This is a genomic window from Cognaticolwellia mytili, assembly GCF_002104475.1.
In the GTDB taxonomy this organism is placed as follows: domain Bacteria; phylum Pseudomonadota; class Gammaproteobacteria; order Enterobacterales; family Alteromonadaceae; genus Cognaticolwellia; species Cognaticolwellia mytili.
Window position 1 is genome coordinate 359,743 of the sequence record NZ_NBOF01000003.1, and the last position, 15,637, is coordinate 375,379.

11 protein-coding genes and 3 tRNA genes are annotated in these 15,637 nt (G+C 37.8%); all 14 read right to left on the bottom strand.

The window, feature by feature from the left end; translation table 11 throughout:
- Positions 1–137: 137 nt before the first annotated feature.
- Positions 138–932: a citrate/2-methylcitrate synthase gene (locus B7C41_RS11170; RefSeq protein WP_085299005.1), complete on the bottom strand. Its 795-nt coding sequence runs from the start codon at positions 930–932 to the stop codon at positions 138–140.
- Positions 929–1,777, bottom strand: coding sequence for a citrate synthase family protein (locus B7C41_RS11175; protein WP_085299006.1), 849 nt, complete (start codon positions 1,775–1,777; stop codon positions 929–931). Before B7C41_RS11175 ends, B7C41_RS11170 begins: the two co-directional genes overlap by 4 nt.
- Positions 1,778–1,779: 2 nt before the next feature.
- Positions 1,780–3,576, bottom strand: a complete 1,797-nt coding sequence (locus tag B7C41_RS11180; protein ID WP_211279516.1) for a thiamine pyrophosphate-binding protein — start codon at positions 3,574–3,576, stop codon at positions 1,780–1,782.
- Positions 3,577–3,656: 80 nt separating this feature from the next.
- The gene (locus B7C41_RS11185; RefSeq protein WP_085299007.1) at positions 3,657–6,179 is read right to left on the bottom strand and encodes a GGDEF domain-containing response regulator; all 2,523 of its coding nucleotides are present in this window, start codon (positions 6,177–6,179) and stop codon (positions 3,657–3,659) included.
- Positions 6,180–6,987: 808 nt separating this feature from the next.
- Positions 6,988–7,920, bottom strand: coding sequence for a glutaminase B (glsB, locus tag B7C41_RS11190; protein ID WP_085299008.1), 933 nt, complete (start codon positions 7,918–7,920; stop codon positions 6,988–6,990).
- 249 nt (positions 7,921–8,169) lie between these two features.
- A complete protein-coding gene (locus B7C41_RS11195; RefSeq protein ID WP_085299009.1) occupies positions 8,170–9,297 on the bottom strand; it encodes an HD domain-containing phosphohydrolase in 1,128 nt (375 codons plus the stop codon).
- Between the two features lie 358 nt (positions 9,298–9,655).
- Complete coding sequence (locus B7C41_RS11200; protein ID WP_085299010.1) at positions 9,656–10,474, bottom strand: hypothetical protein; 819 nt, start codon at positions 10,472–10,474, stop codon at positions 9,656–9,658.
- A 478-nt stretch (positions 10,475–10,952) separates the two neighbouring features.
- Positions 10,953–11,028: transfer RNA gene (locus B7C41_RS11205), tRNA-Thr, on the bottom strand.
- A 72-nt stretch (positions 11,029–11,100) separates the two neighbouring features.
- Positions 11,101–11,176: transfer RNA gene (locus tag B7C41_RS11210), tRNA-Thr, on the bottom strand.
- 87 nt (positions 11,177–11,263) lie between these two features.
- Positions 11,264–11,339 (bottom strand) — tRNA-Phe (locus tag B7C41_RS11215).
- 352 nt (positions 11,340–11,691) lie between these two features.
- Positions 11,692–11,964: an oxidative damage protection protein gene (locus B7C41_RS11220; protein ID WP_085299011.1), complete on the bottom strand. Its 273-nt coding sequence runs from the start codon at positions 11,962–11,964 to the stop codon at positions 11,692–11,694.
- Positions 11,965–12,644: 680 nt separating this feature from the next.
- Positions 12,645–12,815, bottom strand: coding sequence for a family 1 glycosylhydrolase (locus B7C41_RS11225; RefSeq protein WP_085299458.1), 171 nt, complete (start codon positions 12,813–12,815; stop codon positions 12,645–12,647).
- A 7-nt stretch (positions 12,816–12,822) separates the two neighbouring features.
- Entirely contained in the window at positions 12,823–14,094 is a 1,272-nt protein-coding gene (locus B7C41_RS11230) for an alanine racemase (protein WP_085299012.1), read from the bottom strand.
- Positions 14,095–14,123: 29 nt separating this feature from the next.
- Positions 14,124–15,554, bottom strand: a complete 1,431-nt coding sequence (locus B7C41_RS11235) for a D-arabinono-1,4-lactone oxidase (protein WP_085299013.1) — start codon at positions 15,552–15,554, stop codon at positions 14,124–14,126.
- Between the last annotated feature and the right edge of the window lie 83 nt (positions 15,555–15,637).

Below are 15,637 nucleotides of genomic sequence, written 5' to 3' on the forward strand. Positions count from 1 at the left end.
GGTTTTACTTAATAAGTATCGGGCTAAATAAAAAAGCTATAGCGTCAACCAATTTTCTGTGAGTTTAGGTTGAGATATAGCTTCTTATCTGTTTTTAATGCTACTTTTTAGTTATAAATAAATCTCTATCGCCATAGTTAATCCCAAGCTCTTTTATCGACACCAGTATAGGATACTCGATCGCAACGAACAGGTAAGAAACTCCCTTCAGGATTCTCTTTTGCTTCAATGTAGCATGGTGGCATGCCAGCAATTACCAAAGGTGTTGTAAATAGGTGGAATTCTTCAGCTGAAAAACCTAAATCAGCACCTAAAGCACAGGTTATAGCTGCACCGTTTATACGTAAGCCCTTTGAGTTTTTCATATACTGAGCAATATCTAACGCCATATTTAAATGTTCGCCATCACCGAGCCCTAATTGGCGGGCAAAATTTATCACATGCGGAACTCGCTCATCAATGCTGGCTAATGGTCGCCCATACCCAAAAATAACCTTATGTTTATCTATCTCACTTTCAATAATGGTCTCAATTTTTACTCCCATTTTATTCTCTTTAACCGCCCGTATAAAGAAATCGATACCCACTTTCATGGGTTTCCCACCATAAATTGATGCTTCAAAAACAGTCATACCAATACTGAGGGCCAATGATGCGGTACTTCTTGATGAAGCTGCAAGTGCGGTGATATGATTTGGCCAAATAGCTTTATCAGGGTAGCTAGTACTCACCCAGATAAAATTAAGTAGTTTTAGTTCGTTTTTGGTAAATTCTCGACCAGTAATTCCAAAGGAAAATAGTTCAAGCCACTGATAATCCTTAAGTTGGTGGTGTAAGTCTTTACCACGATAAACAACACGCTCACCGAGAAAACCTTTACCCATTCGGGTAATGATAACATCCTCATGTTTTAACTTGATATCATGGCTCATAAATCGAATCCTTCTACTGTTGGTGTGCCCATTGCTCCAGGGTCATCAGTTAATAGGGTATTTTGACCAAAGAAAGGAAACTTCTTCCAGCCTAATTGCTCTTGCTCTAGCGCATGTATTGCAGCACCAGGTAAACGCAATATTAAGAACAACATTTCAGCTTGCTTAGCGCTTAACCCTAAATCAAACATAGCGCTGGCAATAACACCTGTCATGCTAAGAGGGTATGTGACCGACTGTTCAAGTTGACTTCTATTTTGCTGAAGCCAGGCGATAGCACCTTGTGGAAATATTACCGCTAAATGGTTTAGAGATTGTAGAATGGGTGTTGGACACGTATCGCCATGGGGCTCGAATCCGGGAGCATGCTCGTATTTAGACCAAATATCAATACGGCTATAATCTTGGTTTGGCGCCTTTAAATAGTTTTGCCAAGCTGTTAAGTTGCAACCTAAGTTGTGCCATTGTTCAACAAGCGTGAAGACTTCTCTTGCGCCACCATACTGCCCAGCACCAACGCCAATTGCGGCGATAAGTGATGCTGCAGCTGTGGAGCCGCCAACCCCTGCATTCATTGCGGCACGAATGCTTTCGTCACGCATGCCTGGATTGGCAATGATGATGGCTATTTTCTCGAGTAGACTCTCTTGCAGGGGGGTTGGGCGTTCCCCTGTAAATAGTAAGTACCAATAAGTACTCAAGCTAGATTTTGGCAAAATATCTTGATAGACATTGTAGCCGTAGCAATAACTGCTTTTGGCAGCAAATGGGTTGTTTTGCTCAGGCTCTTCAAGCCATATCTCTGATTGATAGTTTGGCTTATTTACTTGATTTGAATTAGACATGTTTATCCTCCTGGAGTTGCTGATTGAGTTGCTAAACCTTTTACACGCTGTGCCATAGGAGGGGTCTCATTAGGGTCAATGTATAAGTCAATCATGGTGGGTGCTTGCTTGCATCCAAGGCGATGCCAATCAATGGTTATTAATTCATTGATAGTTTTCACCTGAATGCCTTCAACTCCCATTGCTTCAGCCATTTTTGCAAAATTAACCGTTGGCAAGTCAAAGCCAATTTCTTCAGCACCGCCTAGTTTTTGGCCATGTTTTACCATGCCAAGTCCGCTGTCATTAAAAACAACATAGATAACGGGTAATTGATGTTGTAGTGCTACTGTTATTTCTTGTCCTGCCATTAAGTAACTACCGTCGCCAGTAATACAGACGCTAGGTTTTCCGCTACCAATACAGTTACCCACTGCGGCACCAATTGCCCAGCCCATTGAACCAAAACCCATGGCAATATGATAATGGCCTAGTAAGTTTCTACTATGATGATAATGTGTGAACCAAGCCCAGATATTACCGGCATCTAAATGCAAGCGATATTCTTCAGGAATATATTTAGCAAACTCAGTTACAACACGTTGCGGTTTTAATGGGACTTCATTCGAATAACAACTTTCGGGTAAGTTGAGTTGAACTTGTGGGCCGCAAATGGCGCCCTGTTCGAGCAGGTGTGGTTTAGATATCAATGGATAGCTCCATGGTCCTAGCCCACTGGTTTTTTGTTTTATAATACGATTAATTTTTTTTAAAGTTGAGCCCAGATTACCACAGACATGGAGCTTCGCCATTGGTGTTCGTGAAAAGTGTTCACTATCTTCATCTATATGGATAAGCTTTTCACTTAATAGTTTACTGTTCCAGCCATTAGTTCCTAATTCTGAAATTTGTGTCCCTATGGCTATGATGATATCTACCTCTTTGCTAAGTAATGCATTGTTGGCACTTTCATGACCAGCAAAACCGAAAACACCATAATATTGTGGGTGAAAACTATCTACCCAACGTTTTGCCGCAGGGCCAGCAGTAATAGCCGCATTGGTTAATTCAGCAAATTCAATAATTAAATTGATAGCGTCGCCACAATCGCGGCCTAGAAACAAAGCAATATGTTTGGAGGTGCATAAAATGTCTATTAACTTTAGTATTGCATTGTCATCTGTAAGAGTGGTTTTATTAAGGAGAATATTTGAAGTTAAAAGGGGAGGCGTATCTACTTTATTTCGCAGAATATCAGCCGGAATACTAATATGAGATGGGCCTGCTGGAATGCGAAAGGCAGCTAGTATTGCGGCGACTAGTTTGCTATTCATTTGTTCACTATGAGAAATCAGCGTATTGTAATTAGTGCAATAACGAAAAATTCCAACAGTATCTATCGCGGTACAGGATGATTCCTGTAGGGCATTTTTACCAAACTTTGGTAAGGGGGTTTGTGCTGTAATAACTAACATTGGAATATTATCAGCGTATGCTGAGGCAACACCGGTTAATAAATTTGTTGTGCCTGGCCCTGTCGTTGCGCAACAAACACCAAGCTTGCCTGTTTCTCTAGTGTAACCATAGGCCATGAATGCAGCGCCTGATTCATGGCGAGAAACAATGATTTTTGGGCCGCCACTTGATTGGTTTCTTGATATGGCGTCATAAAATGGTTCTATAGCGCCGCCAGGAACACCAAAGATATAATCTACTTTTAGTATCCTTAAATAGGTAATGATTAAATCGGCATTGTCCCATTTTACATGATTGATATCATTTTCAGGTATATTGCTTTGAATTGATAATGACGAAGTCATAATTTCCCTCTCTTTTAGCGAAGTTGGCGAATGCCAACCTAGGCTAAAGTTTAGGAACAAAGTCAGTAAGAATATATAATTTAAATTAACTCTTTGAGTTGCTTGGGAATATTGCTAGGGATAAAACACTCTTCAATAGGTTTAGGTTTACCTAAATGATAGCCTTGTGCGTAGGTAACGCCAAGCCTCTCAAGTATTATTAAAGTTTCTTCATTTTCGACAAATTCAGCAACGGTTTTTTTGCCAAGCGCTGAGGCTACTTCATAAATGGCTTTAACTAAGGCAAAGTCAACGCTGTTTGATGCTAAATCAACGACAAAAGATCCATCTATCTTGACTGAATCTGCTGGAATTTGCTTTAAATAATCAAAAGTACTAAAACCGGTACCGAAATCGTCAATAGAAAACTTGCAGCCTAGCTTACCAATGCGAGAAATAATTTTTTTAGTTTCTTCAATATTACTTAAACTTGCACTTTCAGTTAGTTCAAAAATAATTCGTTCGGCTGCGACGTTATTATCTGCTATGGCTTCTTGGATGATAGGAACTAACCGCTCATCACTAAAACCTTGCGCTGATAAGTTAATTGCTATTGTATGTAGTTCAGAATGCTCTGCTAGGTATTTTATCGCTTTAGCAATCACTTGTCTGTCTAATAGCCTCATCCTGCCTTCTCGCTCTAGTGCAGGAATGAAATCGCCGGGTGGGATGATTTTACCGTCTAGTTCAAGCCTAACAAGGGCTTCATAATAAGCTATTTCTCTAGTTGCTATGGTAACAACAGGTTGAAAATAGAGAATTAAATTATCGTCAGCGATTGCTTGATGTAACTTTCTTACCCACTCAAGACTTGCTTGTAATTCTTTACTGTGAATATCTTCTTGATCGTAAATATGTGCCATATTGCGACCCTGCTTTTTTGCCGCGTAAAGTGCAATATCAGCTTGTTTCATATATTCTTCAGCACTTTTCTCAATGCCATTAACTTCTGATATGCCGATGGAACAATTAACTTTAAATAGTTGCTCATCTATTTTACAGTGATACTCATCGAGCAGTGTGCAAATGTTATCAGCAAGTTTTAAGGCTATAGTTTGGTTAGTGTTGGGTAACAGTAAGGCAAATTCATCACCGCCAATACGAGCAAAAAAATCCACTCTGCGCAACCTGTTACTAATCAATGCTGAAATATCTCTTAATACGCGGTCACCATGGTGATGTCCTGCTGTATCGTTAATTACTTTAAAGTGATCTAAGTCTAAATAAAGCAAAGCATGTGGGCCGCTACCTCTCGTCGCTGTAGCTGAATATTGACTTAATTCAATTTCGAAATAATGACGATTAAATAAACCTGTTAGGCCATCATGCATGGCTAAGTATTCTAAATCATTTTGGGCTTTTTTACGTGATGTTATGTCATCAATGGTGCCAGAGATGCTGTAGCTTTTATCATCATTACACAAGGTTAGCTCTAAGCGAGCCTCCACCCAAAGATCGGTATTTAACTGGTTTTTTAATTTAAACTCCAAATGCAGTGAGTTTACTTGTCCGGTTAGAATCGGTTGTAATTGTTCACCAGAGTTAAAGCTTGAAAACTCTGTTGGCTCAATAAAATCAGCAAAAGCTAATCGCATGGAGTGATCTATTTTAAAACCAGTAAGCTTTTCCCAGGCTTTGTTTAGAAAAATAATCTGGCCAGAAGTATCGAGCTCAATAACAACGCTTCCTAATTGATCTAACAGTAATTGGTGTGCATCAAGTATTTGTTTATATTCAGTTTGGCTTTGCTGCAATGATTCAACTTTATTTGCAAACTGTTCGTTACTGATCATAAAGTCTTCACGGCGAGCAGCTGTTTCACAAACACGCCTTAACTGTTCTGCTCGAAAGGGTTTGGTGACAAAATCTGCAGCACCTTTTAGCATTAGTTCCTCAGCTAACTCCATAGTATGGTTTGCGGTCATAATAACTACTGATTGTGCTGAATTTTCGTGTATTATTTGATCGAGGACTTGATTGCCTGATAGTCCTGGTAACATGACATCGAGCAGCACCAAAGCATAATTATTTTCACGCCATAGTTTCAAGCCTAATTCACCGTCAGCTGCGGTATCAACAGTGAAACGATTGGATAGTATTCTTTCGACTAAGTGGCGAGTGTCGGGGTTGTCTTCGATTACTAAAACAGAAGTGTTGACCATATCCTCAAGAGGGGTTAGCTGGTTTTTATTAACAACGTCAAGTAACTTTTCGTGCTCTTGATATGGCACTAATCGGTTGATACCAAACTCTCTTGCTGTTGCACTTGCTATATGCTCACACCAGGTGTTTGCAACTATGACAAATGGCGTTTCTGCCGAACATTTAAGTACACCTGAACGGATCATTCTTGCAAGGCGCCAGCCGTCAAAATTATCAAGATGGATACTGCTAATAACAAAATCAATTTGTTGTCTTTTTAATATTTGTATCGCTTCTTTAATTTTTGAGGCAACGATGACTTTATACGAAGTACCATTATTTAATAACTGCTCTAACACGGTTAAATGTTCTAAATCAGTATTTAACAATAGAAGTTGCTTCGACTTAGTTGAAAACGTCATAAACCCTCGTCCATGAATGGTAATAATAGGCAATTAAAAAAGCGTTACTATATATTATTATAGCAGTGGATTGAAGTTAGTAAATGTCACTGATTGTAATCGTTTTAGATTGACTGTTAACTTCATTTTTACATTTTTTTAACAAGTTGGAGGGGGAAGTCGCTAGGTAGAGAATATCGAATATTCTCTGTTAGCTTTATAGACTTGAGCTTAGTGTCCATTTTAACAATGGCTTAATTAACTTGAAAATTAGATATTTAGAAAGAAACTCTCTGAACGTTATCAATATATTTATACTCTAAGTGCCAAGAGACGATATATAGCGCTGTTTGCTAGGTGTGAATATTACTTTTACATTAAATTGTACCTTTGTATTAAAGTTATTAATTTTAAGCTATGGCTAGACATTCAATAATTGACTTTTTTGGCAGTACTATGAACGATGTTAGAAACCAAAAAACTATTTTGGATGAATAACTAACCCGCTTATGGACCGAGTTGGCGAATGAAAAAATTTAATGGGCCTTTGAGCTTAACTAAGAAGGAAGGTGATTTACTTTTTTTAACGAAAAATATTAGCGCCTTTTGGAATTGGCATGTCGACGCTAATGAAGTGCACAGCTTAGAAAGTGAAAAACTATGGCTAATTATAAAAAGCACGAACTCAAAAATAACTTAGAAATATGGAGGTACTAGTTAATCCAACCAATACAGAAAGTGCTTTAAAAATGTCATCCCAGTATTAATCCGTATTTCTGCTTAATACTTGGATGATAAAATGATATTTTTTATATAAGCAATTATCAAACTAATGATAGATTGATAAACCTAGCTTTTCTGCTAGGCTCGCAACTAAGTTCGTACCAACGACAGAGTTACCAAATTTATTTAAAAGGGGGCTCCAAGTACAAATAACGCCATAGTTTGGTACTATGGCTACAATACCACCGCCAACCCCACTTTTTGCAGGTAAACCAATCGAGAAAGCAAACTCACCAGATTGATCATACATGCCACTAGTCGATAATATCGCATTAACACGGTGGGCATCTTTTGGGGAACAGATTACATTTTTAGTTCTGGGATCAATGCCTTTATTTGCCAAAAACAATAAACTTTTTGCCAATTGCTCACAACTCATTGCTATAGAACACTGAGTAAAATACTGGCTTAGTACATCAGGTATTTCTGCTTCAATATTACCGAAGCTTTTCATTAAATATGCCATGGCAGCGTTGCGATTACCGTGCGATAGCTCTGATTGGTATACATTATTGTCAATATATACACTTTCGTCACCTGAGAGTTTACGCATAAAACTTAAAAAAGCGAGCTTACTTGCAGAGAAGTGGCTAGCTAATACGTCGGCGATTAATAATGCTCCAGCATTTATAACAGGGTTTCGAGGAATACCTTTTTCCCATTCTAGTTGAATAATTGAATTGAAAGGTTGCCCTGAAGGTTCCATATTGACCCGTTGCCATAAATCTTCGCCAATGCGATTCATAGCCATCACTAAGCCAAATACCTTTGAAATGCTTTGAATTGAGAATGCTACCTGATGATCACCAGCACCAGCAATCTTACCATCAATTGTCGCGACACAAACCCCTATGTGGTTAGCAGAAACCTTCGCTAACGCAGGGATATAGTCGGCTATTTTCCCTTGATTATCTAAGGTTTGCTGTGTTTGAAGTAAAGCTTGTAACTTTACTTGTAAATTAGAGATGTCTTTTATCATACAGAGGCTTGTTTATGAAATTTTATTGAGGAATGTCATTATGCACAGAAAATATTAGTTTCCTAGCGCTTTGTTTATGTTGTGTATTAGATGATACTATTCGAATGTTATGCTTAATTTACTCATTGATAAATCAATTTTGTTAGATTATTTTATTTTTATAATTCTTACTTTCTCCCATTTTTGAAGCGTATAACAACTCAATCATCGCATAAAAGTGCTATATTGCGGGGAAAGCATTACATCAGGTTAACTATATATATCGTCCTGAAAGCAACTTTGAATTAATTCGATCTCAGTCATATTATCTATTAGTGCATTTACACAATCTTCATCAAGTGTTTTTCCTGCCAACTCTCTCAGTGTTTTGCATGCCTTTTCATTACTCCATGCTTCTTTATAGGGCCTAACACTAGTTAAAGCATCAAATACGTCTGCTACAGTGACTATTCGTGCTTCAATTGGGATATTCTTACCTCTTATTTTGTTGGGGTAACCTTCACCATTTATGGCTTCATGATGTGACTCGATAATATTACGAAGCATATCAATATATTCGATATTTTCTAGATCGAAGCTTTTTAGCAAGTCATCAATAATCTCACAGCCTATATTAGGATGCTTTTGCATAATATCTCTTTCAATTTGGGTCAGTTTTCCCGGTTTTAGTAGCACACTATCAGGTATGCCTATTTTGCCTATATCATGTAATGGAGAGAACATAAAAATATGCTCAATGAAGTTGTCACTGAAATCGTATTTATCAGCTAGTTTCATTGCAATTAAGCGGCTGTAGCGTGACATGCGATCTAAGTGGCTTCCTGTTTCAGGATCGCGAATGTGGGTGATTTCACCGGTCATTTTAATCGCAGCACCTAGCGTGTTAATCAGGTTACTTTCATTGAGGATCATTAGGGATATCAAATGTGCATAAATATCAATTTGACCTAAAATTTTTTCAGTAAATACACCTTTTTTGTTCGAGTTAAAAAAAATCAAGCCAAAAAAATCACCATTTTTAAAAATTGGCAAAGTATAGCTAGCGGCATAACCTTCTCTGCCAATTCGTTTTTCGTGTTCACTACCTGTTTGTTCAAAAGTTAAAAAATTATTGATTACACGTGGCAAACCTCTTTCGACAATGCGCTTTAGTGAAGGAACATCATCTAAATAGGCCTGATAGTTAGCTAAGGGGTTTTTATCAGAGCTACTGTGAATAAATGTTTTGATTAGCCCTGTTTTTGGGTCGTAAATAGCAACAGCAATACGAGCAATAAATGGAAAGACTTCGTTCATTGATCTATGTGTCGCGATTAACTTTTCATGCAATGATATTTTCTTATTAAGATAATCAAGTTTATTTAAGTGCTCAGCCATATACTGTTTAAATTTGGTGTTAAGGTATTATTCATAATAGTCGGCCAATCTTAAAAGGACTACTAAATTTAGTTTGATTAGATATTATACTGAGCTATATCAATTTAACCTTGTTATGAAGCTTATAAATTATGTGTGGTGCTTTATATTTATTAATGTGTTTTGCTGAGTGTTAAGCTAACATCGTCTGCGAAAGTATCTAATAAGCCTGTAACACCAAATAAAAATCAAAGTGATGCAGTGGTGGTGGGTTGATATCCTTATAACCTGTTTTTCAATGTGCAGCTTTATAATTAAGTAAAAATTTACTCATGAATTATGTGAATCATGTTATGATTTTCTCAGCTTTTTACGTGCTCTAACTGCCAGGGCTGAGGTTATTTAAATCTGAAGCTAGGATTTTATATTTTTTATCAATGATACCTTCTTTAATTAACTGCCTGTAACTAGATAACACTTTAGCACAAATTTTTTCCCCTCCTTTAAAGGTTTTTGGTGTGACAATTGGATAACCCAATAGTGTAAACAAAGGATAGTTCTTTAATTGTTGGTTACCATTGGAAAAAAAGCGCTGTTGAGCATTTATCATAAAGTTATCAAATACGATAAAATAATCTCCACGACCTATTTTTAAACCATTTATCGCAGATTCGATCGTCATAGGGCGCATAAAACTGATGCTTTTATTTGACTTTATACTTTCATAATCGCCAAGTGGTAAACCATGCAAAATAATTAAATTCTTATCGGAAAACTCCTCTATCGTGGTAACTTTTTCTAAATCATCTTTGATATAGTAAACTCTTAAAGTAATTTTGGTGGGAGGAACACAAATATGAAAAACATCTTTAGCTTCAACTCCTTTCACTTCTCCATAGTTTATAAAAGCAGTCTCTCCTTGAGATATCTGAAATTGCATTCTTTGATAAGGGACATTGACAAATTTGACATTTAATTTTGCGTGCTGATATAGCTTTTTTGCTAGCCGGTAATGTAAGCCTGTAAATTTATTATCAGCCAACTTTTCCCAGTAGGGAGGGAAAATTAAGAAGTACTGTTCAAGTAAATTGCTTAATTCTGATGAGTAAGTTCTTTCGTTATCATTTGCAATTTCTGCTCTTGCTGAGCTAATTGTTAGATAAAAAAATAAAGTTGTTAGTAAAGCATAAATGCGCACTCTCTTTTCCTACATTGATAAGTTAAATAGCAAAAGTACTTAAAGCCATTATAGAGTCCGGTCAGATTGTTTACAAATTTAACCTTGAGAGGTCCATCATGTGTTAACGCATCGACAAGAAGGTAGAACGCCACAAACAATTGAACATGGAATTATTTACTATGCGGTATAGTTGAATATACGGAACGACTAAAACACCAAACAGTTGTAATCTGATTTCCAAAGATTAAGTCACAAGCTAACTTATACGATCATTAAGTTGTGATGAAGGGATTCGCTTATTAGCGGAGTTAGTGCGAGACAGCACCAAGTATTATAAGAAACTAAGCCATTGCTGATAAAACTGAATGTAACAGCGTCAAGATAAGCGGGATTTTGTGATATTACTGCCTGATATCGGTTCGAGTGAAATTTAGGAAAGAAATTAACCGAGTAACAAATACAAAAAAGCCCTAACCGAAGTTAGGGCTTGAATGAATGGTGCCGACTGCCGGAGTCGAACTGGCGACCTACTGATTACAAGTCAGTTGCTCTACCAACTGAGCTAAGTCGGCACACGAAAGCGTTTTTTCTTTTTAAGAAGAAATAAAAAAGCTTCAACATTAATGCTGAAGCTTCGTTATGAATGGTGCCGACTGCCGGAGTCGAACTGGCGACCTACTGATTACAAGTCAGTTGCTCTACCAACTGAGCTAAGTCGGCACACAAAGCTTTGTGTGCGATAAATCTTTATTTAAAATAAAGTTTATCTTGGCACCGAATCAACTACGGAAGTTGTTGATTCTAAAATGGTGCCTCGACCCGGAATCGAACCAGGGACACGAGGATTTTCAATCCTCTGCTCTACCGACTGAGCTATCGAGGCACAATAACAATCTAAATGATTGTCCTGTACGTTGTCTTCTTGGCTGTGCCTTGAAGACGGGGCGTATTAAACTGTTTTTCGTTTATCCCGTCAACACTTTTTTTTAAATAAATGTCTGTTTGTCGTTTTTTTCTACTTATTGCTCTTTTATGGAGCAATTTAGCCTGATTCTTTTACTTTTTAATGATTATTTATTGTGATTAATTATTTATAAAAGAGGAATGTCAGAGGGAAAAAATTTACTGCTGCCAATAAAAATGACTTATTAACAGCGTAATCCGACTTTTAGTGGACAACTTAAATGTCATGATAAAAAATATCAGGCACTAAAAAGTATATTGAAAAAGTAGCGTTACTTTTTTTCTGGTGTGTAACCTTCAATTTCCGGTTCTTTATTCTCAAATAAGTAAGCAATCATAGCTGTTTCTAAAATCACACGATCATCGGGGTTCATCATGTTCATTTTATTTTCGTTAATCAGCATTGTTTGCTTTTTCTGCCAATCGGTCCAAGCTTCTTGGCAAATGTTATCAAAAATACGCTTGCCTACTTCACCGGGATAGAGCTGAAACCTTAATCCTTCCGCTTCTTTTTGTAATTTTTGACAAAATACGATTTTACTCATGATTTTTCCTGTGTGATATTCGCTAATTGCGGTAACGAACATAAATGATAAGGAGGAAATTCTATTATAAAAGCGATGATAATCATATTATTTTAGCTCATTGTTAACCGTGAGCATTGGCCTTATCTTTTTTTCGGTAAATATTGTGTTGGTCAATATCAATGCACAAATTAGTCTCCCAAAAAGCATTGTTGGCCATTCTGTGATAATCACAGGTAATTGTTAGAATAATACCTCTAATGGCTGGTGCCTATGTTGTCAAAAAAGTTATGGCGTTAGAACGCTTTACCATGTTGTGTAGTACCATTCACATTCATAAGTAGCGCACGGACATTCACGCTAGCAACTGAAATAAATAAGCCACTCATAATCGTGAGAATTAAGTAATGACTTTGTTCGATAAGCGCTATGTTGAGTAGAACGTATTCGGGGGCATGCTAAAAAAGATCACGGCAGACCAAGGCATAGCGACATATTTGACGTATTTTTGCAGTAGCCAAGCACCAGATATTCACTTGGTTTTTGGTAACTCATGTGTTTTTTATTCCTACCTCTTTCCGGCTCAATAGCAATTAACCTGTAAAGCATGATTAACGAAAGCCTAGGCTGCAAGAATAAAAGCCAATCACCTCCGTAGTCTAAAAGTGCATAGTTGGTTAATAGTGAACTGGAAACGTGCCTCAGCCCCGCGTAATATCACCATTCTCATTATGATTGTTTTTGCCTTTTGTCTGGCTAAAAATGTCCAAAATTGATGGCCCTCTGCCATCTTTGGTTGCACCTCCTTCAATTTGATACGCGGCAGTAGCACTACCAAAAATAAAGTTTTTTGGAAAAATTAGTTTTGACATACTCATCTTATACTTGCTTTAAAATGGACCAAGATTGCTGAATTATTTGATTTCTTACGATGAGTAAATCACCAAACTGTAAAAATACTGATTCACTTTGGCTCGGCCTGAGAAATACATGGTCATCAACACCGATATCAATTTTATTTGAGCCATTGACCATGTCTTGATTAGTACTGGGGCCAAACAGGCCATTATTTTGTAATCCTGACGGGGCTTCGTATTTTGCTAACCACTTACCGCCATAAATAAAGAATGTTTGCTGCATGTTCGCATCCCACAACGGCAATATGTTTTTAGCCATTTCAATGGCGGGGATTTGTGTGCCGGCCATTTTTTTCAATACCGGTGTCGAAATATAAGCAGCAGCGGTGAAACTCTCTAAACTGGGTAAATCAAAATCGGTGGGTTTAACTAAACATGAACCCGCTGAAAGTTCATTAGCAACAGTATTGCTGTTGTGCATAGCAATGGTCGGGCTACCTGCGCCGTTAAAGCAAAGTTTTTGATTTTTATAGTTATTATTTATTGCGTATAAACGCTCGATAAAGCTTTGATAGATTGTTTGTGATTCTTGATAGGCTTCGTCTGCTGATTTAATAATGCTAGGCAGTTTTACTACATGCGGGTCGTAGCCCATAAAACCTGAAAAACGCAGGTAAGATGGGTTCTGTTCAATTAGCGTTATTAGGGCATCAAGCTCTTGTGCTCTTTGTAAACCGCCTCGGTGTAAGCCAACATCAATTTCAATATTTACTTGCAGCTTTATTTGTTGCGATTTTGCTAATGCCAGGTACTGCTGTAGGCGCGGCTCGCTGTCGATAAGCCATTGTAATTGTTTTTCTGGCTTGAAAGCATGCTCAGCCGTATGTTGCTGGTAAAAGCTTTCGGCGGCTTTTGCCGGCATCGGCTTACCAAATAATAAATCACTGTCAGGGTAGGTTTGTGCAATATGAGTAAGGAAGGGCAGATGAAAAACCATTAATTTATTCGTTGCTGCTTTGTCCATAATATAGCCCAGTAATTCAGGGCTAGGGAGGGACTTTGCTACGAGACGTAAATCAGTTTTTGGGTTTAATAATGCTTGTAATGCCTGAATGTTTAGGTCGAGCTTATCTAAGTCAATCAGCATGTTCGGCAAAGAATTACCGTTAGATTTTAGATCATTATTTAGCGCCGAAAAATAAGGGCTATATGGTCCACCATTATCGTCTGGCTTCAATAAAGCTATAGCGACAGCTGCAGCAACGCTAGCGATAATAAATTTTCTTCTATTCATATTTATAATTCCATTACTATCATTAAAATTTAGCTAATACCCAAGACACGATCAATGTGGTTGTTGGTGAATATATTGTTGGGGTCCATTATTTCTCGTACCCGTAAAAACTCATCGAATTTTGGGTATCTCGCCCGTTGCTCTTTGGCGGCTAAGGTGTGAATTTTCCCCCAATGTGGTCGGCCATCATATTTCAAAAAAATAGGCTCAATTGCGGCAAAGTATTTTTTATAATCTTTGTCATGAAAGTTATGACAACTGATTGCACAGCTATCACGTTGGTAGAAGGGACTTAGCCAAACGTCATCTGCTTTTATATACCTAAATTCCATGGGGAAAATAACATTGATGTTTTGCTTTTTAATGGTGGCCAATATTTCCCGTAAGCAGGCAACGCCGTGTTCAGCTGGTACTGAATATTCCATTTCATTGAAACGGATATCACGTAGGTTGCCAAAAATTTCATAATTTCGACCACTACGCTGCTCTTCACCAACCGTGCTAGCGGCGGTATTGATGATAAAGCGTCGTAAAAAAGGCACGATATCAATCAGCTTTGACATACTTTTAAAGGTCTCATAAGCATCACTTGTTGGTGCCTTAGTTGCTTGCAATTCGCTTTCAGCGACTTTATCTAGGCTAATAGCAAGAATATAGTCAGCATAGGGTAAGGCATAAAACTCGAAGTGTCGGTGGCTGTCACGTAAACTTTCTGCTTGTTCAAGCCCTGCTTCAAGGTCCATCATCCAGCTAGTTTCTTTGAGGTGATATTTGTCTTGCGCTTGTAACGTTAAATTGGTTACTGCGCCTAAGGTGCCGATATTATTGCGAGCAGCATTAAATAAATCTGCATCGCTATCCTTGTTGCAAACAAGCTCTTCACCTAAACCGTTAACAAGGGTCATTGATTGTACGGTGCTCGACATAGAGCCATAGTTCATGCCCGTACCATGTGTTGATGTCGCGATAGCACCGGCAAATGTTTGGGTGTTAATATCAGGCATGTTTTCTAAACTAAGATCATTTTTCCAAAGCTCTTCACCAACACTCGCTAGAAAAGTATTACCGGCAACACTGAATTGTTTTTTCTCTTTATTTATATCTGTAATACCACTGAAATATGCCAAAGACATTTGCGTTTCGTTGGTTGGTACTAATGGTGAAAAACTATGACCGGCCCCCACTAAGCGAATTTTTTGCTTAGTGGTTTTGATCATGGTTGCAAGCTCTTGGCTGTTTTTCGGTATCAAACGCTCGTTAGGGGTTGAATATTGATTGCCTGACCAGTTTGTCCAAGGTGCGATAATATTGCCGTCTTTTCCTGCGACGCCTTGCAATGTTGGTGCTGCTATTTCAACGGGTTTACTGCAAGCACTTAACCCTAAGGCGCTTGTTGCGCCTAGCACTGCACTAGCTTTTAGCAGCCTTCGGCGGTCTAAGACTATTTTATCAATATTCATTTATGACTCCGTATGTATCTATAATGTAACTTGTTTTTTATTCAAGTAATCTACTGTACTATCGTACAGTTAGTCAAATAGTG

Coding starts and splice junctions, on each gene's coding strand:
- B7C41_RS11170 (WP_085299005.1), bottom strand. CDS start 932: ATGAGCCATGATATCAAGTTAAAACATGAGGATGTTATCATTACCCGA.
- B7C41_RS11175 (WP_085299006.1), bottom strand. CDS start 1,777: ATGTCTAATTCAAATCAAGTAAATAAGCCAAACTATCAATCAGAGATA.
- B7C41_RS11180 (WP_211279516.1), bottom strand. CDS start 3,576: ATGACTTCGTCATTATCAATTCAAAGCAATATACCTGAAAATGATATC.
- B7C41_RS11185 (WP_085299007.1), bottom strand. CDS start 6,179: ATGACGTTTTCAACTAAGTCGAAGCAACTTCTATTGTTAAATACTGAT.
- glsB (WP_085299008.1), bottom strand. CDS start 7,920: ATGATAAAAGACATCTCTAATTTACAAGTAAAGTTACAAGCTTTACTT.
- B7C41_RS11195 (WP_085299009.1), bottom strand. CDS start 9,297: ATGGCTGAGCACTTAAATAAACTTGATTATCTTAATAAGAAAATATCA.
- B7C41_RS11220 (WP_085299011.1), bottom strand. CDS start 11,964: ATGAGTAAAATCGTATTTTGTCAAAAATTACAAAAAGAAGCGGAAGGA.
- B7C41_RS11225 (WP_085299458.1), bottom strand. CDS start 12,815: ATGTCAAAACTAATTTTTCCAAAAAACTTTATTTTTGGTAGTGCTACT.
- B7C41_RS11230 (WP_085299012.1), bottom strand. CDS start 14,094: ATGAATAGAAGAAAATTTATTATCGCTAGCGTTGCTGCAGCTGTCGCT.
- B7C41_RS11235 (WP_085299013.1), bottom strand. CDS start 15,554: ATGAATATTGATAAAATAGTCTTAGACCGCCGAAGGCTGCTAAAAGCT.